Below are 23,222 nucleotides of genomic sequence, written 5' to 3'. Positions count from 1 at the left end.
CGAACTAAATGGCGAAGTCCGTGATCGCGCTGATCGCGCGCGCATGGTTGAGGAGGGAAGCTGCGCTCGCGGGCTTGGCTGCCACCATGGCGATGAATCCCGAGGAAATATCAGGGGGAACAGAGCTGCGGCCCTCGATGAAACGGACCGAGACTTTGTCCGGCAATGTGCCGGCCGCCATGCGGCGCAGCAGCTCCTGGACCAACGCTGGCGCGAAGCTGCCGGCCAGACCGGCCTTCACCGCCTGGCCCAGCTCGTTGTCGGCCAGACCGCGAAGCGCATGCTGCGCGCCTGAATCGATTGCGGCTTGTGCTTTGGCCACCAATGGGGCCTTGGAGAACTCGGACGACGCCGCATCATTCGCCTCGGATGCGGCGAGCAACTCGTCGCCGATCGAGGTCAGATCATCCTGAGAGTAGGGCAGGGGGAGTTCCAGGATCAGCGCGATGAGCTGGCGTTGTGCAACCAGGTCGGCGTAGCGCCGAAGTGGCGAGGTCACGTGAGCGTAGGCGGGCACGTTCAGCCCGTATTGCCCGGTGAGGGTGCTCGTATAGCGCGCCCTCTGAGCAATGAGGTTCAGTCGATCGGCCGCGGCAGCGGATGAAGCCTGTCCGCCCGCAACCCAGGCCTCCACCGATTCCGCAGCGGCCAGGCCGCGGGGCGCCGAGATCCGTGGCTCGTGGCATCTATATAAGAAGGGGACATCGCTCTTGGCCGCGCGCTCGGTGACCGCGGCGTTGGCGGCGATCATCATTTCCTGCAACCATTTCACCGGCGTCGTAGTGCTGGACGCGGCCGTCCTCGTCGGTGAGCAGCAGCTGCTACTGGTCGAGGACGGCAAGAGCGCTGCGCGTGCGGCGCTGCTTCAGGAATCCGAGCGCTATCGCGATTCCATCAACGATCGGCAGATGCAGCTCGTGCGTCTCGTCGTGCGCAATCGCCGGGATATCTGAATACGAAAGTCGTTGTGCCACCGTGATTTCGCCCAAGGATAGGCGTGTCTCTCGGATCCGGCAGGCATGGTCGAGCTCGAGGTCAATCAACATCGTTGATCGGGACTCGCCAGCCGAAAGCGTCGATTGCCCCCCGGAGATCGAGCGCGGCAGCATCGGTTGCGCGGCGTCGCGCCCACGATAGATCGTCGCGCCTTGCCTGCGCGCGGCCAGGTCGTCGGCACCCCCGATCGCTACGACCGCAGACGGATTCGCGATCGCGATGCGGATGATCCAGCCGGCGTTCGTCGGGGCGACCCCAATCGCGTCGTCCAAGTCACGGGAGTGTGGCGCATCAATGGTGAACAGGGCGATGTCGTTGTGCATGAAAGGGTATTCGTATGGGGTCCATACCGAAGCCGAACCGGAGGGCGATCTAAAAAAAAGAAGAAACGATCGACACCGTTTCGGGTATTGTTGCGCCTCAAATGTATACCGCGTTAATAGTCCAGCGCAAATGAAATAGGCTGGGCGTATTCTGATGCTTCGCAGACACTGAAGGCACCATGGCGACTCTTCCCCCTCCACCCGGGTCAGCAAGGCCCGGAATCCCGCCACGGGCCGCCGAGCAACAGCCGGGCGAGCGCGCATCCGCACTCGAGCGTGCCCGTGCGCTGCGCTTTCAGTTCGACCAGACGGCCCGCGCGCATGCCTTCTCGTTCAACATCGCCCGGGTCGCCGCTGAGGCCGCGACTCAGGCAGCTGCAGTGACGACGCCGCGATCGGCCGTCGGCTGGAAACCTGAGGTCAAGTTCGACGACAACCAGCAGCAGCTGATTGATGCGAAAGACCACATCGTGATCGGCGAGGCCGTCGCCGGCTCCGGCAAGACGACCACCGCCGTTGGGTACGCCGTGGCGCGGCCACGCGAGAAGCTGGTCTACCTATGCTTCGGCCGGGCCAACGCCGACGAGGCGCGCCAGCGATTCCCTTCGAACGTGGATGTCTTCAACGTCCACAGCCTCGCCTTCAGGGCGATCGGGCACAAGTTCAACGGACGGCTGGTGAAGTCGTGGCGTCCGCGGGACATCGCCGAACAGCTGGGCGTGGAGAACCGCATCGCGGGCTGCATTGGGAAGACGCTGGCATCGTTCTACGCGAGCGTCGACCCTGACATCAATGACTCGCACCTGGCGGCTGTGGCGGACTGGGACTTGACGCCGGCCGAGCAGGGCCTTGTGCTCGATCACGCTCGTGGCGCCTGGAGGAAGATCATCGCGCCCGGCTCTACGATGCCTGTCACGCACGACACGTACCTCAAGCTCTGGACGATGTCGGGCCCGCGCCTGAACTACGACTGCATGATTCTCGACGAGGCGCAGGACACGAACCCGCTCACCGAGCAACTGGTGATGGCTCAGCTCGATCACTGCAGGCTCCTGGCCATAGGGGATCGCCACCAGTCGATCTTTGGTTTCCGCGGCGCGACCAACGCCATGCAAAATCTTCGAGCGATCGAGGGTAGCCGAGTCGTCACCATGCCGCGCACGTGGCGGTTCGGCGCGAGGACGGCTGATGTGGCCAAGAAGATCCTCCAGAACCTGAAGGGCGAGTCGGTCGTGATACAGGGCATGGGCAAGGACACCGGCTGGGGCCGACAGTCCACGCTGCTCACCCGCACGAACTCGGGCCTGTTCGAAGAGGCCGTCTCCCGCCAGGGCCGCGGCGTGCATTGGCTGGGCGGCGTCGAGAACTACAACCTGGACGTGATCACCGACGCCTACAACATCTGGGCGCGCTCACTCCACGCGGTCCGCTCGCCGTTCATGAGGCGCTTCCGCTCCTGGAGCGAGTTCGTGGACTATTCCGAATCTTCGCGCGACGCCGAGACGCGCATGCTGATCAAGGTGGTCGAGCGCCACGAGCACAAGATCCCTCAGCTTGTTGCACAGGTCGTCAAGAACGAAGTGAAGGACCCCGCCGCGGCCGAGCTCACCCTCACGACGCTTCACAAGGCGAAGGGAATGGAGTGGGACTGCGTTCGCATCGGGAACGACTTCGAGTTTCTGTTCGACGCCGAGAAGGAGATCTGCGAGACGGGCGAGCTCTCCCAGGCGATCCAGCAGGAGGTCAACCTCCTGTACGTCGGAATCACCCGGGCCCGTGGGATCTGCCGGCTCAACGACGAGACCGACCAGTGGCTCAAGGAGCTTCCGGCGCTGCAGGCCGAGCGGATGCGCGCACTCGAACTCATGAACAGCGCCGGCACGGCGCGCCCGACTGCTTGAATCCATGAACAACACCAACGATTCGATCACCCTCGCTGACGGCAAGTACACCGTCGAGCTCGGCACGAAGGCGGGCCGCTTCTGCTTCACTGCGTTGCGCAACGGCGAGCCGTGGCGGGACATGTCGTCCGACGGCGATGGCCTCATGTTGGCCATGTTCCACAGGCTACTCGAGCAGCGGGAGCGCATCGCCGAGCTCGAGCGCGCTGCCAGCGAGCCCATCCAGCGCTCCATGCGCCGCTGGGACGTGGAGGACGGAAGCGCCGAGCCAGTCGAGGCCGAGCCGACCTACACGGTGACCATGGATGCGCAACGGGGCATGGTTGAGATCCGCCCGGCCGGCCTGGGCGATGGACAACTCGAAGGCGTCCCGCAGTTGCTTGTGTTCGTCGAGGTAGTGAATGGCCTCCCGCGGCTGCTCGTGCACACGGACATCGTTGGCGGCGAGGTGCTGGCCGAGTTCGTCTGCCTTCCGGACGGCCGCCTCGCGGACCGGCTGTACCCGATTCCAGACATCCAAGCCATCGGCGAACAGATTCGCTCGCGCGCCGCAGCCTCGCTCGAATCAGCCGAAGCCGGCCAGGTGCCCCGCGCCTAAAGCCCCCCAATCGCGGAATCAACAAGAGTCATTCACCAGGAGCAACAGCATCATGACAAACCCCGCCACCCAAGCCGTCGGCACCAAACCCCCCATTCGCTTCGGATTCGCGCGGCCCACCGCGGTCGCGCCGGCCCCGGCAGCAGCAGCTGCCGCCGCGGCGGATTCGACGGCCACCGCCTCCACGCCACCTGAAACTTCGGCGGCCGTCCTGGCCACCGCAGCGCAGCAACTGAGCGCGCCCGCCAACCCCGTGCCTGTCGACCAGTCAACGAACCAGGCTGCCCAAGCGGCCGCCGGCCTCGCCGGTGACGTTGTCCCTGCGACCGAGCTGATCACGATCATGCTGCCGACGGGCGGCCGTGAAGGCCAGGTCTTCGGCGGCGTCTTCGGGCGCATGGAGGACGGAAAGTTCCGCACCGACCCGCTGCTGAAATCCATCTACCTGCTGCAACTGGTCGACGGCGCCGAGCCGGGCGAAGGAATGGACCAGCAACGCCGCGACATCATGCTGGCGATGGGCGGCATGCCGGAGACGGTCACGATCACGGTTCCCACCGAACTCGCTGCGCCGCTGAAGGCAACACTCGCGCATTTGAGTGGCGCGCGTTGGGAGCAGCTCTATGCCAGCGTGGGCGGTGCGGCCAACCCGATGACGAAGTTCGCATTGGTCAACGAAGCGAGGATTGCTCGCGAAGCAGTCGCTCAAGTTGCCCGCGTCGGTGGCGAGGCGTTCACCGTGCAGATCGCTACCCCGAAGGAACTGCGCTTCGTGATGGAAGGCGGGGACGACGAGTACGACGAATTTGGGCGTGAGCTGAATGGCCTCTTCCAGCCCGTGGCTGGCCAACCTGTGACCACGGTAGTGGCCGGCGAAGTCGCCTATCCCGCTTCCGGGCACCAAACACTTTCCAGCGCTCTCACCGGTCGCCAGGAGGGCGACACGGTGGCCTACACGCACGTGGAGTCATTCACCGTGCTGGCCGACAGGGCGGAGAACGCAGAGAAGGTGCTTGCGCTGGTGCCGCACTCGCTCAAGGTGCGAACCGCGATGACCGCCACGGACGTCATGGTGAATGGCCAACCGTACGTCGTAGCGGAGCCGCTGCACGATGACGACGGCCCGACCGCGGACGTCCCTCGCTAATCCTTCCGTCCTTCCGCCGACGAAACTGAAGCAGTTGGAATTACAAAGCCACGTTTAACCGTTAGTACGAACGTAAAAAACATGGAGAAACATTGCGGAATTCGGATGCGTGGATGGAAAATGAACGCAGAGACAGGCTCCATGTGCTGCCTGTCGCAGATCAGTCGACCTGCCTCACCAAGTGAGCAGGCGGCCAGCGCGATGGCGAGTGTCGGCTTCGGTCGACGTGCCAGGCGCTCTACCGGGTTGAGAGTGCGCCTGCCATCAGGCGAGTCAAGAATCAGAAGGGCAAAAAAAAGCGAGCACCGGATAAATCCAGAATGCTCGCTGCGCGTGACCAAGTCACCGACCAAGACAAAGGACGGCGATCCGAAGATCCTCGCATCTCAATCTCAATCGCTGCCTCGATACCGAGGAAAAGCCTCTGGGCAGTTTCTCAGTACCGAGGAGCAGCGAATTTGAGATGAGTTGAGTCGGTGACAGGCACCGAGATGCAACAGAAACCCAAACGCCACGCCAGAGTGTGAAAAACACCAAAAGGATGTATGTGGCGCAATTATGGTAGTTGCATCTATGAGCTGTCAACGCGAGGCCCCTCAATTTGAAGCCGCCGAAGGTCTTGATCGTTTGTCGCAAGGTCGCCGCGCAGCGCATTACCCGACGGCATCTACCAGTCATCGACCAGACTTCTACCAAGTCTCTGCCAACTTAAGAGTTTGGCATCTTGGTCTGGCCGCGATATAGCCTGTACCCATCAGGGGATACTCGGCGCGGTAGTTGAACGTTGAGCGTGGCTCCCGGGCCACGGCGTTCTGGAGAACTGGCCCACGCGGTCAGCGGCGCTCGTTCGTTTGCGACGAGCAGTGCAAGACAACGGTCTCCTTTTTGAAGACGAACTGGACGACGACGCCGGTGGTGCGCCGCGTCAGCTGGCGCATCTGCCCATGGGCGCCGTGCTGGAAACGTCCCGTGCACTCGGGGTTGACGGGCACTCGCCCGAGCAATTGGCCAGGGGTGGACACTTCGCGATCCTGAATATGGGGCCGGGAGTGAAGACGCGCCAAAGGAGCTATCACATCAGCCTGCTTCAGGAGGTCATTTCTGGCGCCGAGCAGATGCGACTGCCCGACTTCTACGTCAGCAACGCGGTGTTTGCGACCAAGCGATCCCGCCTGATTTCCAACGTGAAGTCGCTCCAGGTCGCATGGGTGGACCTGGACTGCTACACCCTCCGGATCGCGCCGACGCAGGAGTTCGTCGAGACGCTGATTCACAGGGCCCGTTTCTCGGAGATCCCGATTCCAAGTCACATCATGACGTCCGGGCGTGGCCTCTACCTGAAGTGGCTGCTGGACAAGCCAGTTCCTGACAGCCTCCTGCCCGCCTGGAATCACGTGCAGCGAAAGCTGAATCAGCTCTACGTCGATGTCGGCGCGGACATCAAGGCGATGGATGCGGCCAGGGTGCTGCGAGTCGTGAATACGCTGAACGGGAAGGTGGTCGCTGAGGCGAATCGGTCGAGCAGCGGAGTCGTTGGAGTCGTTTGGAATGAAGGCCCGCCACGGCATTCGTTCGAAGACCTGTGGCAAGCGGTCAATCTCCTGGATGAGGGAACGACTGAGGCGATTCAGAAAGCGGGGGAGAAGGTGGCGCACAGGGCTGGCCGAACCCGCCTGAACCCGACCTTTACCGAGCCGCCCCGTCGACCAGGCGATCTGAGTTTGCTCTTGGACACCCGCTGCCCCAGCTTTGAGCTCGAAGCCGAGGCCAAGGCGTGCGGGAAGGGCAACGGCTTTTCGAGCCGTTCATTGACTTGGGCACGATTCGTCGATCTGCGAAACCTGGCCCACCGACGTGCGGCGGCGGCTGGCGGGAGTGGAATCCCGGAGGGCTCGCGTGACCTGACCATGCTCTGGATGGTCAACTTCCTGGCGCAGTCCGGCGTGGTCAACTCGGGCAACTTCTACCGCGAAGTCGACGGCCTGATGCGCGCATTCGACAACGCCGACCTTCCCGGGCCAAGGGGCTTCGAGAATCCCCGGACTTCCGGCGCGCTGGCAACCCTGCACAAGCGAGTCAAGGCGAGCGAAGAAGGTCACCAGGTCCGATTCGCGGGGGCCTTGTGGGATCCGATCTACACGCCTTCCAACGACTACCTCATCAATCTCTTCGGCATCACCCCGGACGAGATGCGCGACTTGAGCACCATCATCGACTCGGCCGAGAAGCGGGCCCGCGCCGATCGCAAGGTCGAAGGACGCGCCCAGCGCCGGGAAATGCGACTGGCTTGGAACGACCAGGCGCTGCGAATGCGGGACGAATTGGCCGAGGCCCGCAAGAATGGCGATTCATCGGTTCCCGAGCAGAAGGTCTGCTCCTCGATCGCCAAGGCGCTGAACCTCACCCCAAACAAGATCCGAAACTTCCTTCGCCGGCATGACGACAAGGCCGCGATGGGTGAGGCCCGCAAGCTAGGAAAGGCGCCCCCGAGGGCCTATCGAAAAGCGTCCGAGCTCAGTTTGGAAGAGTGGGCGGCGCGGAATGCGCTCAACGCGAAAAGGAAGCATGCCCGATTCATAGCGGGACTTCGCAAGAGTGGATACGCCGGGGACGGCAGTGCAGAGGATGTGCACGCGTGGCTCACAGCGAAGGCAGAAGCATCCCACCAGGAGGCCAAGCGCAACGCCGAGGCTGTCGTCAAGGAAGCGCGCGACGCTACAGAGAAATGCGTCCGGAGAATGAATGCGACGTTGGAACGGATACTCCGAGCGGCTGCCAAGCGCGCCGGCGCGGGCGACGTGCTGGACGAGCTCGCGTCTGCTGATCAAGGCGGCGCGGGCGCGATCGTGAGTGAGCCACCGAGCGGAGATCTGAATGACGACGCGGCGGACCACTCGACGCTGTCAGCCAATTCTGAGACGGTGGCGAGAACATTACTCCGCGCAATCAGCCAGATGCGGGACAATGCAGTGAACGAGGCGCCCACCATGAACACGTCCCCTTCCGCCCCATCGAGCTCTGACGGATCCTTCGCCGTGTCCACCGCGGACGCGGCAAGGATGACATCGAAACGTTTCCTGTTGAACAAGGCCCGCAAGGCCCAAAACAAGGAGCCGTTGCAGCTGAGCGCAATCGATCGGGCGCCTGCAACGACCATCGGCTGGCAAGCGGCATCGCAAAGTCCACCGGCGGACGTAGCCCGCGTCGCCGCCAGCGTGATTCCGCCCGAACTGATGGACCAGTGGGCGGGACCTGCTCCTGAGGATTCGGAGCCAGCCGGCATGCCCGACCTGGACGACGGGTACCTCGATTCCTTCTCGCAGGGGGAAGGGGGCGCCGTATCGATCCCACAGGCGGCCGGACGAGAGCAGGCGCCCAGTGCGACTCCTGTTCACCGACCTCCAGTCGCTGGTGTTTCCTCGATCTCTTCGCGCCCTCCGCGACCCCTCGCGTTCGCGCACGGGGCGAGGCTCGGCGTGCCGACGACCCCAGCTGGAAGTAGCGCCTTCGGATTCAAGCGTCCGGCGGAGTCCCCTGTGCCAGACCGCGCCGGCCAGGCTTCCGCCAAATCTTCCGTGCCACCGGCATCGGGGGCCGTGGGTTTCGTCCCCGTGCGCCGAAGCCCAAAGCCCGCTCAGCCCCTGGGCTTCGGCGGGACGGCGCGCCTGTCGTCCGACCAGGCCCGAACGAACGGTCTGCACCAGGACTTCGCCAAGCTCTTCGACGAAGCGCGTTACGACGCAGACGGCGTACCGGTCTCCTATCCGAAGGCGGATGTGTGGCCACACGAAGACCTCCCCGCCGGCAGCCGGTACACCCGCGAGGAATGGGCGAACGCGCGCGAGCCCGACCAAGAGATCCCCACCGGCCACGTGGTCGTCGAGCTCCAGGTGGGCAAGCCGATGGCCTCCGCGCTGATCAAGGTACCCCGCAAGCTGGTGCTCGGAACAGCGGTACCGACCGGGCCCCGGACGCGCGTTGTGGACGGCAGGGTGGTCCATCAGGAGGATTACCGAGGCATCGACGATCCGCTGGCCGACGCCATCGCCGACACGATCATCGTCTCCCGGAAGTCGCCCATTGCACCGGAGGTGCGCGGTGCTGTCGAGGGAGGCATCGCGATCATTCGCGGGGGAGTGGGCGCCTATTACCGGTTCATCCGTCCGAAGAGTCACTACACGGACCCCGAAAAGTTCATGTACATCGATTCGAAACTTCAGATGACCGGCTCGCTGGGCGAGGTGGGCGCGCGCCTCGTTCGCCGCGTTGAAGCGGCTCCCGTTGAAGCGGACAAATCGGAGCTGACCGAGCCGGAAGGACCTGAGATCGCGGAAGCCCCTCGCGCCTGAAATGAAGCTACTTTGCTCGTTGCGCGCAGATCTATCGCAGCGGGGTCCGCCTGATATTTTGAGTGCGGCGTCCGTTTGAGGTTTCTGGCAAGACGTGCATGAGCTCGATTCGCAAACCGGAGGAGTTGGGAACGTTTGGCCGCTGGCGGCGACTTCATCAACGATCTCTTGAAGCGCCCGGACGAGGCTGAGGAATCTGGGCTTCCGGCATGAAGCGAAGTTTGCATTTGTGCTTCGGCTTGCTGTTAAAGGTCGTCAATGTCGACCTCGACGGCTCGCGACTTCTCGGCCAAGCGGCTTACGGCCTTGCGGTACAGCTCCTGGTCGGCGAGTTCCTCCATCATGGCCTCGAAGAGGTGAGGCTTGACCATGCCACTGACGTCCAGAACATGTGGCAATAGGCGAAAGTGCGTGGCCGGCGAAGTCTAGATTCCCCAATCTATGCGGCCTGCGTCTACCGAGATCAACCCGGTTGCTGCTCTCGACCGGAACCGTGATCGGCCGGTCCGTGTCGGTCAGACGGCTGCAGGTGCAACTTGGTGACCTTGCGAATTCAGCACGCCGCCGGCGAGCGCTCGGCAAATCGCTCCGGACGCAGCTGGCTCTTGAGCCACTCGCAAATCGCACTTCCGCTCTTCTCGAAGCCGAGGATCGCCGAGTAGTGATTCGCGCCCGGTTGGGGTGCGCACAGCGACAGGTTGCCCACGCCGGTCCATGCGGAATGGAAGGCTGTCGACTGCCGCACGAACTCTGCGCTCTCCTCGGCACCCCAAGTCAACAGAACCGGCGTGGGACAGGCGCGAATCGAAAGCAGCGGCGAGTTGCGCCGGATCACGCCGTCGTCCAGCTGTATCTGCGGCTGCAGATAGCTGTGGCGCAATGGCTCCAGGTCGTACAAGCCGCTGACCAGGACGGCGGCCCTGAATGGATATTCGGGCAGGCCGTAGTCGTCTGACCAACGCGTTTGCAGTGCCATGGCAGCGAGGTGGGCGCCAGCCGAATGCCCGCCGACGGCCACGCGTGACGGATCGCCGCCGTGCTGCTCGATGTTGCGCAGCACCCATGCCAGTGCGGCCCGAGTCTGACGCGTGATCTCATCGATGCCGACCCAGGGGGCCAAGGCATAGTTCACGACCACTGTCGTGATGCCCAGCGCATGCAGGCCCAGGGCGACGCAGCTGAAATCTCCAGCAGAGAATGCTCGCCAGTAGCCTCCGTGGATGAAGACGAAGACCGGCGCGTTCGCCTGCGCGGCCGGGAAGATGTCCAGCGTCTCGGCCAGCGTCGGACCAAAGGAAATGCCTTGCAGGCCGGGCAAGCGCTCACGCGCCAGCCGGCTGTGTTCGACGTAGTGGCGCTGGTAGGAGCCGGGGTCGCTCAGCTTGGCCGCGGGGTTGTACTCAGCATCGATTTCTGCCTGGCTGGCGAACTGGCGGTAGAGCGTCGGTGGCTTCATCACAATCCCAGATAGGCTTGCCGGATCGTCGGATCGTCGATCAAGGCCTCAGATGGGCCATGACGCACCACATGGCCGTCCTCCATCACGTAGGCCGTGTCGGCAATCGACAGCGCCGCATAGACGTTCTGCTCGACCATGCCGATAGTCACGCCCTGCGCGCGGATCGAGCGCAGCGCCGCGAACACCTCGTCGGCCATGGCTGGCGCCAGGCCCAGGCTCGGCTCGTCCAGCAGCAGCACGCGCGGCATGGACATGAGACCGCGCGCCAGGGCCAGCATCTGCTGTTCACCGCCGGACAGCAGGCCGGCCGGGGTGGCGCGCCGCTCCTTCAGCCGCGGGAACAATTCGTACATCAGGTCCGCCCGTGCCTGCCACCCCTTGCGCACGCGCGGCAGAAAGGCTCCGATGCGCAGGGTTTCGGCGACGGTGAAGTCCGGAAACACCAGGCGGCCTTCGGGCACCAGCGCGATGCCGTCGTCGACTCGCTGGTGGGCGAAACGCCCGGTCACGTCGGCGCCGTCGAACTGGATGCGGCCGGAGCGCAGGCGCAGCAATCCCGCCAGCGACCGCATCAGCGTGGACTTGCCCGCGCCGTTGCTGCCGATGATGGCCGTGATCGAACCGGCCGGGATCGCGACGTCGACCTGGTCGAGCACCTGGATCTCGCCATAGCCGGCACAGGCGCCCATCGCCTCAAGCATGAGCGGCATGGCGTCGTTCTCCCAGGTAGGCCTTGATGACGCGAGGATCGTTGGCGACCTCCGCGGGCAGTCCCTCGACCACCTTGCGACCCTCGTGCATGACGACGATGCGATCGCTCAGGCGCATGAGCGCCTTCATCACGTGCTCGATGATGACGATGCTCAGGCCGTAGCGCTGCTGCACTTCGCGGATCAGCTCGAGCGCCGCGCCCACCTCGGTGGCGTTGAGTCCGGCCAGCACTTCGTCGAGCAGCAGCAGGCGTGGTCGCGTCGCCAACGCGCGGGCGATCTCCAGGCGCTTGCGTCCCGCCAGGTTGAGCTGCGAAGCGGGCAGGTCGGCGCGATCGGACAGCCCGGTCTCGCGCAGCAACTCGAAGGCATGTTCGCGGGCAGCCGCGGGGGATGCGATGCGGCCGCTCCCGTACATGGCACCGACGGCCACGTTCTCCAGCACGGTCATGCTCGGAAAGGGGCGCACGATCTGGAAGGTGCGAGCGACGCCCAGCGCATTGATGCGCTCCGGCGGCTGCCCGTGGATGGCCTGGCCTTCGAGCATGATCTGCCCCGACGAAGGTTTGACATTGCCGGCGATCATGCTGAATAGCGTGGTCTTGCCGGCGCCATTGGCGCCCATTACGCCGAGGATTTCTCCTGGCATGACGTCGAAGCTGACGTCGTTGACCGCCAGGTTGCCGCCATACCGGCGAGCCAGGTTGCGCACGGATAGAAGGCTCATGCGGGCCTCCCAACACGGGCGCGGCGCTTGAGCCCCACCGAGCGCCGCCTGGCCCACAGGCCAGACAGTCCTGACGGTGCCAGCAGCACGAAGCCGATCAGCAGCGCGCCCAGCAGGATCATGTATGTCTGGGGCGCCCGGGCCCACAGCAGCTCGCTCAGGAACAGGATGAACGCTGCGCCCAGGACGGGGCCCGCAGGCCGATCGCTGCCGCCGATGATGGCCATGGTCACGATGGAAAAAGAGGTGGTCGGACTGAACAGCTGCATGGGCTCGAAGTAGGTGCTGCGCAGCACGCTTAGTGCGCCGACCATCGCTGGAATCACGGCCGACACCGCGAACGCGAGCATCTTGATCCGTGTGACGGGCACGCCCACCGTGGCCGCAGCCGTCTCGTCCTCGCGGATGGCACGCAGCGCCGCGCCGAAGCGGGACCGGGTCAGCCAGACGTTGATGGCGGTGGCGGCCAGGGCCAGGGCCAGCATCGGATAGAACAGGATCACCGTGTCGGGCGTGTCGATCAGCAGGCGGCCGCCTGCGCCGAGGGATGCTTCGATGGCGACCACCACGTACTTGAGAAACTCCGAGATGCCCAAGGTCAGGATCACGAAGTAGGGCCCTCGCACGCGAAGCGCCGGGAAGCCCACGACCAGCGCGAGCGCAGCCGCCGCCACCCCGGCCAGCGGCAGAATCGCCACGATCGGGACCTGTTGCCAGCCGAGCGCCATGATGTAGGCGCCAAGGCCGAAGAACACCGCGTGGCCCAGCGAGATGTAGCCTGTCATGCCCGAGAACGCGACCCAACTGCCGGCCAGTGCGATCCAGGCGCAAAGTTGGGTGAGCACACCGACGCCATAGGCGCTGAGGATGAGTGGCGACAGCGCGGCGAACCCGGTCATCGATGCGGCGACAGTCAAGCCGCCCTTGCCGGCTGAGGAGAATACGGTGCGTGCCATCAGTTGGCCTTTCGCCCGAACAGGCCCTGCGGCCGCACGAACAGGATGAGAATGAACAAGCCGTAGACCAAAATCGAGCGGTAGGCCGCTGAGGTCAGCGTCACGCCGTAGACCTCGACGAAAGCCAGCAGCAGGCTGCCCGCCACAGCGCCCCCCAGCGATCCGAGGCCCCCGAGGATGACTACCACGAAGGCCGCGATCGTGAAGGGAAAGCCGCCGAAGGGCGTCACGCTCTCGGTCATGCTGATCAGCGCCCCGGCGAGGCCGGCCAGTGCGAAGCCCAGGCAGAACACGACGATGTTGATGCGATCGGCATCGATGCCGACCAGCGACGCTGCGTCGCGCTGCTGTATCAAGGCCCTGATCGCGATGCCGAAGACGCTGAAGCGCAAGAACCCCAGGACCGCCAGCGTCGCGCTGGCGCTGATGCCCAGGATCACCAGTCGATTGAGGGCGATCGAAACATCGCCCCACTGCACCAGCGTGTCCATGTAGCTGTAGCTGCGCGCGTCGGCCGTGAACACCAGCGACATCAGGTTCTGCAGAATGATCGACACGCCGAAGAAGATCAGCAATGAGTTGGCCTCCAGCCGGGCTGCGATGGCGGTGTTGCGCACGAGCCGCTTGAAGAACAGCGCGTAGCACGCGATGCCCAGGCCGGCCGCGAGCAGCATCGCACCGAAGAGACCCACCAGCGGGCTCAGCCCCAGCAAGGTGAAGCCGCTCCAGGCCACGTACCCGCCCAGCACCATGATGTCGCCATGGGCCACGTTGAGCAGACGCATAGCGCCGTAGATGAGGTTCAGGCCCAGAGCCACCAGGGCATAGGTCGATGCGAGCATCAATGCCGCCAGCAGCAGTTCTGGAGAAAGGATCTGTGCCATGGAAATCGCCGGGGTGTCGCTGGTAAAGGTGGCCAGGTTTACTTCTGCCAGCCGGTCTTCGCAACAAAGGGCGCGGTCTGCTGCGAAGGCGGATAGACGATCTGGCCCTTGCCCTGCTGGAACTGCAGAAACATCGCTGGCGTCAGGCGATTCTGGACGCCGTCGAAGGCGATCGGACCGTCGATGGTGTCGAATGTGCCGGACGCGATGGTGGCGCGCAGCTTGTCCTTGTCCAGGCCCACCTTGGCGACGGCTTGCTGAAGGATCTCGGCCGACACCCAGGCCAGCGCCACGTCGAGGTAGTCTGGTGCCTCGCCGTACTTGGCCTTGTACGCGTCGAAGAAGGGCTTCGCCTTCGGCCAGGCCTTCTGGTCGGGCGACCAATGACCGAGGGTGACGATGTTGTCCAGGTTGGCGCCGAACATCTTCGAGAAGAAGGCGATGCTGGGTCCGACCGCCACGAATTGGAAGGGCGCCCGGATGTCCTGCTCGCGCGCCTGCTTCATGTAGAGCATCGAATCTTCAGGGTAGGACAGCGAGATCACCGCATCCGGCGCGGCGCGCTTGATGGCCACCATGCTCGCGGTCATGTCCTTGATGCCCGGCGCGTATTCCTCGTTGTAGACCACCTTGATGCCGGCAGCTTGCACCGCGGGCATGAGGTAGCGCTTGATCTCCTGGGGGAAGGGCAGCTGGACGGTGTTGATGGCAACCGCCTTCACGCCTTGCGCCTGCATCATCTTGGCCAGCTCGGCGCCCAGCGCATCCGGAATGGCGGAGGTCGGGAACCAGATGTTCCGGGCCTTGAGCGAGCGGATCTGCAAAGAGGCGGCCGAACTGCCGACCATCGGATATTTGTAGCGCTCCAGCACGCCGACCACCGCGAAGTGGGCAGGCGAACCCCATGGCGAAAGCAGCAGGTCGACCTTGTCGCTGGTGATCAGCTTCTCGTAGATCGCCGCGGCCTTGGCGGGGTCGGACTGGTCGTCGTAGACCACCAGTTCCACCTGCCGCCGGGCGCCCGCCACATCGAGGCCGCCGGACGCATTGACCTGTTCTGCCCATAACTGATAGGCGTTGAGCTGCCCGGCACCGGCGGCGGCGAAGGCCCCCGTCTTGGCCATGCTCATGCCGATGCGCACGGGCTCGGCGGCCCAGCTGCTGGCGGCCACTGCGAGCACGAGTCCCGTCGCGAACATCCGAAAGCAATTCAGTAGTTTCATCATGGAGCCCTTGAGTTGAAAGAATGCGGTCAGCGGCGTGGCGCCACCGTCCCCGTGGGTGAACTGTTGGCGGCCTTGAAGACCTGGCCTGCGACCCATTCGTCGCCCATCGCCGAGCGGATCACCTGCGAGCGCACGGCGTCGGGCAGGCAGGTGACTTCGCCGTACAGGATGGACCAGCGCTGACAGTGCTCGACCAGCGGACGCTCCGCCGCTTCCCAGGCTTCGAGCGCCGAGGGGATGTCGCGCGGCTCCTGGGCCTGTTCAAGAGCCACGGCCATGGCCAGGCCGTTCTGCATCGCCATGCCGCCGCCCTGGCCGAGGTTGGGCGGTTGCGCATGCGCGGCATCGCCAACGATCGCCGTGCGGCCGGCCGACCAGGCGCGGCTGCGCGTGACGCTGTAGACGCCCCAGCTCAGCGTGTCGCCGATGCGTTCGATCAAGTGCGCCCAGCGCGGGAAGGCGTCGATCCAGAGCTGCCGGTTCAGCGGCAGGTTGCGCGCCTCGTCGTCCTGCAGGCAGGTCAACGCGAGATAGATCTGCGTCGCGTTGACTGGCGTGACCAATAGCCGGCGAGTGCCATTCCAGTTCTCGATGTACTTGCCAACGTCCTGCGGCGCGAAGTCGCCGGTCCGGGAGGCGATCATGGTGCGCAACGCACCCTCGCGGGTCTGCTCGTGCAGCAGCTCCAGTCCCAGGCTCTGGCGCACGCGCGACCAAATGCCGTCGACGCCCACGGCCAGGTCGGCGCGCACTGTCTGTCCGTTGGCCAGCAGCAGTTCCCCGCGGGCCGTGGCGCCGATCGTCTCGGCATGGGTGACGACCTTGACGCCGGCGCGCTCGCAGGCCGACTTCAATGAACCGAGCAACCGGCTGCGCAAGACCGTCAACAGGCGCTTGCCGGAGGCGATCGGCGCCGACTCGATGATCTCGTCGCGGTGGTCGCGCTGCTCGAAGTGCGTGCCGTGGAATGCGCCTTCGGTCGCTTCTTCGTAGGCCCCCAGGGCTTCCAGTACGCGCAAGCCGTTCTCCCAGATGTAGATGCCCGAGCCGGCCGCGCGCAGCTCGGATTGCCGCTCGTAGACGGTCACGTCCCAGCCGCGCTGGGCCAGTGCGGCGGCGGTGGCCAGTCCGCCGATGCCGCCGCCGGAAATGATTGCACTTCTTGCCATGGTCTTGTCTTTCAGGCTGTTAGATGCCGAACGGAAGACCGCTCAGGCCGCTTCGACCAGGTCGACATCGCCGAGCGCCGACAGCCTTCTCGGGGCCGGACGCTTCACATACCACTCGCTGCAGAGACCGTCGGGGTCGCGCAGGAAGATCGAACGCTTCCAGGGCAGATCAACCTGGCGCGCAATGGCCACTCCCTTCGCCTGCAGGCCGACAGTGGCCGCATCCAGCGTAGCCTCGTCGGCCAGTTGGAAGCTCGCATGGTGGTAGCGCGCGCCGTTTGCTGGCACCAGCACGAGGTGATGGTCATACTGTGCCTGCGTCGCGCCGAGATACACGACGCCCTGCTCGCGCGCCACCACGTGCAGGCCGCCAATCTCGGTATAGAAGCGCGTCATCTCTTCGATGCGCGCCGTCTCGAGCACGGCATGCGTGATGCGCCAGGGGCGCATCGGTGCCGCGGCGTTGGTGCGTAGCACCGGGTCAGTGTCGTAGCGACCCTCAGTGAAGCCCTCGGCGCTCAGCGGATCCCAGTGCGTGGTGATCAGGGCCATGGGGCCGCTCAGGACGTTGCGCCAGTCCTGGACGGTGTCGCAGTAGAACTCGTTGTAGTTGCCGTCGGGATCGAACATGTAGACGCTGTGCGCTACTTGATGGTCTACCGTGATGTCAGTCGGAACGCCGTCGTCCTTCAAGCGCCTGAAAGCCGCCACCAAGTCGGCCTCGCTCTCGAGTTCCCAGGCCAGGTGATTCAGGCCGACTTGAAGGCCGATGGTGCCAGGCAACTGCAGCAGACCATCCTTGCCGTAGCGGTCCACGCCGTTGGTCTTCTGGATCATGCCGAGGTCGTGCGGCGTGTGTCCGGTTCCGAGGAAGGTGGCGATCAGCTCGGGCTCGGTGAACTCCACGCGCAGGCCGCACACATCGCTGTAGAAGCGCTCTGACGTCGGGATGTCTTCCACCCAGAGATTCACGTGGCCGAGGCGGCGTGGGGTGAAGTAGGAAGCTTGACGTGTGGCAGTCATGGAAGGCCTTTCATGAGTCGCTGGAGGTGCCGGGCAATGCCGGGCCAGTCATTGATTTCCTTGGCATTGGCAAGCACCAGAACTGTTCGTGTGTCGCAGTGTTGAAAGTTGCGATCGAAGCGAACTCTAGAAGTCGGATCGAACGCTGTCAATAGCGAATACCATTCAGTTTTGAAGATTTTGTGACGCGCGATTGCAAGCACAATCGGTGCATCGAACGCTGCGGTTGTCGCCGTTGGCGAAAGCACCAAAAGGAGGCATCGGCATATGGTTCAACGCAAGAAGGAAGGGGTTCGCGACGCGATCCTCGAAGCGGCGTTTCGCCTCTTCAGCGAACAGGGGTACAGCGAGACCTCCATTCCCGGCATCGCGCGTGAAGCGGGCATGTCGACAGCCAACGTCTACGTCTACTTTCAATCGAAGATCGACATCCTGTTCCAGCTGTACTCGCCGTGGTTGCTGGGACGCCTGGACAAACTCGAACGCGCACAGCGCCGAATCGCTGATCCGCAAGAGCGCCTGCGAAAGCTGTTGTTGACGCTGTGGCGAGACCTGCCCCGCGAGAACAACGGCTTCACCAACAATGTGATGCAAGCCGTCTCCACTAGCAGCGGCAACGGCGACTACAGCCCGGCGTTGCGCCAGCTGTTCCAGTCGCGCGTAGCCGGTTGGATCCGTGAATGTCTCGCGACGCCGCCCGATGTAAGCGACATGCTCGCGAGCGTCGCGCTCATGGCGTTCGACGGCTTTGCCATGAACGTTCGCTTGGCGCACAGCCCCCCGTGCGACGACGACATGGCGAGACTGTTCAGTCGCTTGTTCGCTGGCGTCGCCGCGACATCCGTGTCGACGCCATGAAGGCGGTCTGGCGGCTGCAGAGGTCGAATTGAATGGTGACGCAGGCCATTCGATCTCGAGGGCACCTGCTTCCGGCACAAGGTGTTCGGTGGCGCACGCTAATTTGCTGCCCGATCTTGGTGTTTCGGCAGAGACGCCTGCACCACTTTGGCAATCACTCAGCGCCAACGGTCACCCCGACCAGCGGCCCCACACCGTGGTCCTCTCGGCACTCCACGGGTTCGTGCACGGCTCCTGGATTGTCGAGCCCTACGAGAAGCTGCTGACCGAGTCGCGTGCGCGCGAGCTGCAATGCGAGCTCGAGCAGTTCGTGAGATCGGTTGCCTGGCCGACAAGCTCAACGCGCATCCTGATCCCGGGCGGTGGCTATTACCGTCATCTGATGCGGGCCATGGTCGGCGCCCTGATTCACAGCGGCAAGCTCGCTCGGCATCTCCTGATCTCCGAGGTGTCGGGCGGCATCGGGTCGCAGCGCTCGCAGTTGGGTCAGTTTGTTCGTGACCCGGCCTCGCTGCCGAGCCCCTATGCCGGTTACCACCTGAACGGCACGCCCTTGCTCTCGGAAGGATGGGGATTTCGGGTCGGTGACCGCGTGCGCACGACCGGGAGTTGGGTGGGCAAGGCCGGTCCGAGGTACGCCTGCATCGAGGAGCTCTTTACAGGGCCCGGCGGCCGGACGGCGAGCGTTCGGTTCGATGACGATCGACCTCCGCTTGCGAACGGGAAGCCTCGCCAGGAGCAGGTTTGCCGCGCCGCCTGGGTTGGACTGGCGCATCTCGAGCGAGTCGCGCCAGTGGAGACCGACGCCTAGCCTGAGCAGTACATCGAACCGGATGAAGTCTGGGAGCCGATCCCGCGGCTCGCCTTGGTGTCGGACTGTGCCGGCGCGATCCCAATCGAGGCGTCCTCTTCGGCCGACGATGGCGAGAGCGAGAGCGATTCTCGTGCGCCGATGGCGAATTGAAACCTTCGTATGCTCGCCCTTCTTGCGGCTTGCACGCCACGCTCCCTGGCAGCTGGCGCCCATTTGCAGCGAGGTTGCTTGTCGCTTCGTAGCGCCGGGCGCAGAATCCGCCCTCAGCAATGGCAATTGCGGCCGCAAGGCCAATCGAAAGAAGGGCGCGAGCGCTGAGATGCGAAAACGCACCGGCGACTCGCCCGCCCGCTGAGACCTCACGATGTCCGTGGCTCAGTTGATCCGTCCCGCGCCCCCGCCCCCTTTTATGGGGATTCTGGAATGGTCAGCGGCGCCGCAACCTTGCGCATTCGCACTCTGTAGCGATATTCTTCTGCGGAAGAATCAAGAATCGCCGTATGCCGCGGCGCGCATATGGCCTCCACTCCGACTTTCCTGTCCCGTCTCAAGGTAGCCGACCCCGACTTGGCGCTGCTTTGCGTGCCGGCCGCGTACGTCGACTGCACGAGATCTATCACGGATTTGGACGAGGCGGACCATACCGGGAAGACGTCCCACCTCTTGAGCTTCGTCGTGACCGATCGCGTCAAGGCGGTCAACAAGGACAAGTCGGCCGCGACATGGGCCGGAAGGGTCGTGACATCCATGGCGGAGCTGCAGGAGAGGCAGTACCCGTTCTGGAAGAACATCGGTCGCCTGCAGATCGAAGTCGCTGACGCCACTGGGCGCATCGCCTATCTCAACTCATTCGCGCCTTGGGGTTGGCGGTCGATTGAGGTCGGCGCGAAGGTTCACCTCCTCGCCACCGTGAAGCGGTTCGGCGATGACCTCTATGTCGAGCCTGGGGCCGAGCAGCCGCACAGCGGAGCGATTGGCCGGATCTGGGCGCGATACCTGGGCTTGCAGGGGCGCGTGACGGGCGAGGCGGTCACGGGCGCCGTGCACGCGGTGCTCGACAAGGAGGTTGCCTATCTGAAGTGCGAACGACACATCGTCTCGGCCATGCAGGTGGACGAGGCGGGCGTGCTCGCCTGCGTGCAGTACGACTTGGCGGGACTTCCGGACGGTGTGCCGCGGTTCGCGAGCCTGCGGGAACTGCTCGTCGCTCTGCATCGGCCTGTTTCGGTTGCGGCTGGCGAGCGGGCGCTGCAGCTCGCGCAGCGAATCGATGCCGCCTCGATCCGCACCGCGGCGCGTACACAAAGCAAGCGCCAGCCGCATGCGGACGCGCCGCTGATCGTTCCGGACCAGCAGGTGCTCGACTTGGCGGCCAAGCAGCCCGAGACCCTGACCGATGATCAGCGCGCCGCCATCCTGGGGATCGCGAGCGCGCTGCGGTCCCCCATTCCTATGAACGGCCTCATTCCTGGCGATGTGGGCACGGGCAAGACGCTCACATTCCTGCTGCCCGCGATCGTGGCGCATCGGAACGGGGCGAGCGTGGCGATCATGGCGCCGACCATCATCCTGGCGAACCAGATCGCCAAGCAGATCATGAAGCGCTTCGCGGGCGAAATCCGGGGCGTCGAGCGCGTCGAGGCTGGCAAGAAGATCCGCAACAAGGATCGCATCCTGGTCGGTACCAGCGGGCTGACAAGTGCGTGTGCGAAGGCCGGCATGGTGCCCAACGTCCTGGTCATGGACGAGCAGCACAAGCTCTCGGTGCAGACGCGGGGCGCGCTCGTGGGTCCGACCACGCACGTGTTGGAGGCGACGGCGACGCCCATCCCGCGATCGCTCGCCACGGTGTTCTTCGATGGCATGCAGGTGTTCACGCTGCGCCAGGCGCCGGTGGAGCGCGCCATTACGAGCCACATCGTGGACGTGGGTAGCCGCGCAATCGTGACCCGAGCAATCCGCGACACGATCGCGGCGGGCCGGCGCGTGCTGGTTGTCTACCCGCGCGTCGACAGCGTCGAGGTCACCAAGAAGGCCAAGGCCTTGAAGGAGGGCGCGCAACTTGACCTTGGAGGGGCCACGGAAGATACGAGCCGTACGGCGCAGGGAGTCGTCGAGGCGGCGGCGACCTTCGAGCGGGCGTTCCCCGGGAAAGTCGTTGCACTCCACGGCCTGCTATCCGACGATGACAAAGAGAGCGCAATCCAACAAATCCACAGCCTTGAGAAGCCTCTTGCCGTGGCCTCTGTGGTCGTGGAGACGGGCATCGACATTCCTGACATCGGCCTGGTTGTCGTCCGGGACGCCGACCGGCTGGGGCTCTCGCAGCTCCACCAGTTGCGCGGCCGGCTGGTGCGAAACGGCGGCGCGGCCGACTTCTTCATGATGGTCGAGTCGATCGAGGGGCTGGAGGATCCGGCCCTCGAGCGGCTGATGGCCTGCAAGCTGACAACCAATGGCTTCCGCCTGGCCGAGATCGATATGAAGCAGCGGGGCTTCGGCTCGTATGTCGATGACAGCCAGAGCGGATCGTCACAGGGCGTATTTCGGCTAACCAAGATCGCGCCGGCGGATTTCCTCGGTATCGCGACTGCGACGGCGGCGGCGGGCGAACCGGGTGCGGCCGACGTGGAGGATGCGAACGAGGCCGATGCACTGATGCGGCGCGTGCGCAAGGAAGTGGAGAAGCTGCGCCAGGTGGCCGCCGCGGGCGATCGCTCCGTTCCACCGACCGCTCCGGCAGCACCTGGCAAGCTACCGGCGCCTCCCGGATCGTTCAAGCCCCGATCACCGGCCGGGGCAATGGTACCGGCCCCAGCGGCCGCTCCTCCTCGCCGCACGGAAACGGCGCCGCCTGGCCAGCAGTTGGGCTCCCGCCTATTGCCAGCGCGACCCGCTGTGCGAACGCCTGCGAATCTGGGCCCTGTGGTCGGCCGCTTCCCCACGCCGGCGACGCGGGCGTTTGTCACCCACGCGCCGCTGCCGCCTGGAGCGGTGGAACGCATCCAGGCCGGATTCGACTTCGAGTCCGCTGAACCCCGGCCTTCACCCCAGGGCAAGCGTGATCCTGCAATCGTGCCAGGCTTCCCTCCTCGACGTTCCTTTCCTCCACGCGGGTAGTACGTCTTCTCGTCCGCTGGCCCAAGCGGGCCGCATCCGACTTGATTCCCATGCAAAAACGTCTTCTACAGCTCCTGCCCGGTTGCGCGCCGCTCCACTGAGACATTTGTCGACTGGGCGATGGTGGGCGGAGAACTTCGACGGTTCGAGTTCGATCGCGAGATCGTCTGGCTGCAAGAGTCCGAGTCTGTGCTCCGGTTCGTTCACGGCGGCGAGGAGCTCAAGCGTGGCTCGACACACACGGATTTCTACGGCTACCTCTCCTCGGCCGAGGGCATGGTTGATGAGGCGGAGCGGGCCGCGAAGTCGTATAGCGTGACGGAGGCGAGCTCCCTCGTGGTCGAGATCGTGAGCCGCGTGTATCAACGTCCTGTGATTGAGGCGGATGAGGCCAGGGCGTACAACGTCACGACGCCGCGCGGCCATAAGTCCCGGTGGGCGTACGTCCCGGACGATTGGCGCAAGCAGACGACCGTGGCCGGCGAGACGCTCCATCCGTCGCTCGGGCGCATCGATCTCGGCGAACAGGTCGTCTGGTCGTCGAAGCTATCAAGGGGAGAGAACGCGGCTCGGATGGAAGCTTTCCGGGCACGGTGGCCAGCGATCACCCAGGTGGATCGGGCTCTTGAAGCGGCCATCTGAGATGGACACGGCCCACATCTGGATCTATCTTCCTGGGGATGTCAGGCCGACCTTGTGCGGCACGTTCCAGCACCGGGCGGATCACGGGGGGCGCGGCGTCGGCAGGTTCACATATGACGCTGCGTACTTGAAGAACTCGGATCGGATACCCGTCGATCCCGTCGTGCTCCCGCTCAAGGCAGGCGAGCTCGTCTCCACGCTGCAGATCGGCGTCTTCGGCGCTCTCCTGGACGCGACTCCCGAAGCTTGGGGTCGAAAGGTGATCGACCTACAGTCGGGCGCGACGAGCACGCCACTTCAGTACGCGCTGCGCAGCTAGG

General features: G+C 64.6%; 20 protein-coding genes. 9 read left to right on the top strand and 11 right to left on the bottom strand.

Annotation, left to right across the window (positions count from 1 at the left end):
- Positions 1 to 4 precede the first annotated feature (4 nt).
- Both AC1DNF_RS10780 and AC1DNF_RS10775 read right to left on the bottom strand, forming a co-directional pair.
- The gene (locus AC1DNF_RS10780) at positions 5 to 841 is read right to left on the bottom strand and encodes an RNB domain-containing ribonuclease (protein ID WP_478148575.1); all 837 of its coding nucleotides are present in this window, start codon (positions 839 to 841) and stop codon (positions 5 to 7) included.
- Positions 822 to 1,319 carry an RNB domain-containing ribonuclease gene (locus AC1DNF_RS10775; protein ID WP_478148574.1) on the bottom strand — a complete coding sequence of 166 codons (498 nt, stop codon included), beginning with the start codon at positions 1,317 to 1,319 and terminating at the stop codon, positions 822 to 824. Before AC1DNF_RS10775 ends, AC1DNF_RS10780 begins: the two co-directional genes overlap by 20 nt.
- A 179-nt stretch (positions 1,320 to 1,498) precedes the next feature.
- Between AC1DNF_RS10775 and AC1DNF_RS10770 the strand changes: the two genes are divergently transcribed.
- From AC1DNF_RS10770 to AC1DNF_RS10755, 4 genes are all read left to right on the top strand, one after another.
- Positions 1,499 to 3,220: a UvrD-helicase domain-containing protein gene (locus tag AC1DNF_RS10770; protein WP_478148573.1), complete on the top strand. Its 1,722-nt coding sequence runs from the start codon at positions 1,499 to 1,501 to the stop codon at positions 3,218 to 3,220.
- A 4-nt stretch (positions 3,221 to 3,224) separates the two neighbouring features.
- Positions 3,225 to 3,818 (top strand): hypothetical protein, encoded by a 594-nt coding sequence (locus tag AC1DNF_RS10765; RefSeq protein WP_478148572.1) that lies wholly within the window; start codon positions 3,225 to 3,227, stop codon positions 3,816 to 3,818.
- A 52-nt stretch (positions 3,819 to 3,870) separates the two neighbouring features.
- Complete coding sequence (locus AC1DNF_RS10760; protein WP_478148571.1) at positions 3,871 to 4,965, top strand: hypothetical protein; 1,095 nt, start codon at positions 3,871 to 3,873, stop codon at positions 4,963 to 4,965.
- Positions 4,966 to 5,828: 863 nt separating this feature from the next.
- The gene (locus AC1DNF_RS10755; protein WP_478148570.1) at positions 5,829 to 9,314 is read left to right on the top strand and encodes a hypothetical protein; all 3,486 of its coding nucleotides are present in this window, start codon (positions 5,829 to 5,831) and stop codon (positions 9,312 to 9,314) included.
- Positions 9,315 to 9,559: 245 nt separating this feature from the next.
- Here AC1DNF_RS10755 and AC1DNF_RS10750 read toward each other — a convergent pair whose 3' ends face one another.
- The 9 genes from AC1DNF_RS10750 to AC1DNF_RS10710 all read right to left on the bottom strand — a co-directional run bounded on the left by AC1DNF_RS10750 (position 9,560) and on the right by AC1DNF_RS10710 (position 17,468).
- Positions 9,560 to 9,685 carry a hypothetical protein gene (locus tag AC1DNF_RS10750; protein WP_478148569.1) on the bottom strand — a complete coding sequence of 42 codons (126 nt, stop codon included), beginning with the start codon at positions 9,683 to 9,685 and terminating at the stop codon, positions 9,560 to 9,562.
- Positions 9,686 to 9,867: 182 nt separating this feature from the next.
- On the bottom strand, positions 9,868 to 10,770 hold the full coding sequence (locus tag AC1DNF_RS10745; protein WP_478148568.1) for an alpha/beta hydrolase: 903 nt from the start codon (positions 10,768 to 10,770) through the stop codon (positions 9,868 to 9,870).
- Positions 10,770 to 11,483: an ABC transporter ATP-binding protein gene (locus AC1DNF_RS10740; protein WP_478148567.1), complete on the bottom strand. Its 714-nt coding sequence runs from the start codon at positions 11,481 to 11,483 to the stop codon at positions 10,770 to 10,772. Before AC1DNF_RS10740 ends, AC1DNF_RS10745 begins: the two co-directional genes overlap by 1 nt.
- Entirely contained in the window at positions 11,467 to 12,210 is a 744-nt protein-coding gene (locus AC1DNF_RS10735) for an ABC transporter ATP-binding protein (protein WP_478148566.1), read from the bottom strand. Before AC1DNF_RS10735 ends, AC1DNF_RS10740 begins: the two co-directional genes overlap by 17 nt.
- A complete protein-coding gene (locus AC1DNF_RS10730) occupies positions 12,207 to 13,166 on the bottom strand; it encodes a branched-chain amino acid ABC transporter permease (RefSeq protein WP_478148565.1) in 960 nt (319 codons plus the stop codon). Before AC1DNF_RS10730 ends, AC1DNF_RS10735 begins: the two co-directional genes overlap by 4 nt.
- Positions 13,166 to 14,050 carry a branched-chain amino acid ABC transporter permease gene (locus tag AC1DNF_RS10725; protein ID WP_478148564.1) on the bottom strand — a complete coding sequence of 295 codons (885 nt, stop codon included), beginning with the start codon at positions 14,048 to 14,050 and terminating at the stop codon, positions 13,166 to 13,168. Before AC1DNF_RS10725 ends, AC1DNF_RS10730 begins: the two co-directional genes overlap by 1 nt.
- Positions 14,051 to 14,088: 38 nt before the next feature.
- Positions 14,089 to 15,273, bottom strand: a complete 1,185-nt coding sequence (locus tag AC1DNF_RS10720; protein WP_478148563.1) for an amino acid ABC transporter substrate-binding protein — start codon at positions 15,271 to 15,273, stop codon at positions 14,089 to 14,091.
- A 29-nt stretch (positions 15,274 to 15,302) separates the two neighbouring features.
- Positions 15,303 to 16,445 carry an FAD-dependent oxidoreductase gene (locus AC1DNF_RS10715; protein WP_478148562.1) on the bottom strand — a complete coding sequence of 381 codons (1,143 nt, stop codon included), beginning with the start codon at positions 16,443 to 16,445 and terminating at the stop codon, positions 15,303 to 15,305.
- 42 nt (positions 16,446 to 16,487) lie between these two features.
- Positions 16,488 to 17,468, bottom strand: coding sequence for a VOC family protein (locus tag AC1DNF_RS10710; protein ID WP_478148561.1), 981 nt, complete (start codon positions 17,466 to 17,468; stop codon positions 16,488 to 16,490).
- Positions 17,469 to 17,735: 267 nt separating this feature from the next.
- On the opposite strand from AC1DNF_RS10710, the gene AC1DNF_RS10705 reads away from it, so the two are divergent.
- From AC1DNF_RS10705 to AC1DNF_RS10685, 5 genes are all read left to right on the top strand, one after another.
- Positions 17,736 to 18,326, top strand: coding sequence for a TetR/AcrR family transcriptional regulator (locus tag AC1DNF_RS10705; RefSeq protein WP_478148560.1), 591 nt, complete (start codon positions 17,736 to 17,738; stop codon positions 18,324 to 18,326).
- Between the two features lie 103 nt (positions 18,327 to 18,429).
- Positions 18,430 to 19,137: a hypothetical protein gene (locus AC1DNF_RS10700; protein ID WP_478148559.1), complete on the top strand. Its 708-nt coding sequence runs from the start codon at positions 18,430 to 18,432 to the stop codon at positions 19,135 to 19,137.
- 519 nt (positions 19,138 to 19,656) lie between these two features.
- Positions 19,657 to 22,260, top strand: a complete 2,604-nt coding sequence (locus tag AC1DNF_RS10695) for a DEAD/DEAH box helicase (RefSeq protein WP_478148558.1) — start codon at positions 19,657 to 19,659, stop codon at positions 22,258 to 22,260.
- Between the two features lie 120 nt (positions 22,261 to 22,380).
- Complete coding sequence (locus tag AC1DNF_RS10690; RefSeq protein WP_478148557.1) at positions 22,381 to 22,902, top strand: hypothetical protein; 522 nt, start codon at positions 22,381 to 22,383, stop codon at positions 22,900 to 22,902.
- Between the two features lie 127 nt (positions 22,903 to 23,029).
- Positions 23,030 to 23,221, top strand: a complete 192-nt coding sequence (locus AC1DNF_RS10685) for a hypothetical protein (protein WP_478148556.1) — start codon at positions 23,030 to 23,032, stop codon at positions 23,219 to 23,221.
- Position 23,222: the final 1 nt, after the last annotated feature.

It is taken from the genome of Variovorax sp. 01T432 (assembly GCF_056398605.1).
The sequence above is the reverse complement of the archived record's forward strand: the minus strand, read 5'-3'. Positions and strand labels throughout refer to the sequence as shown.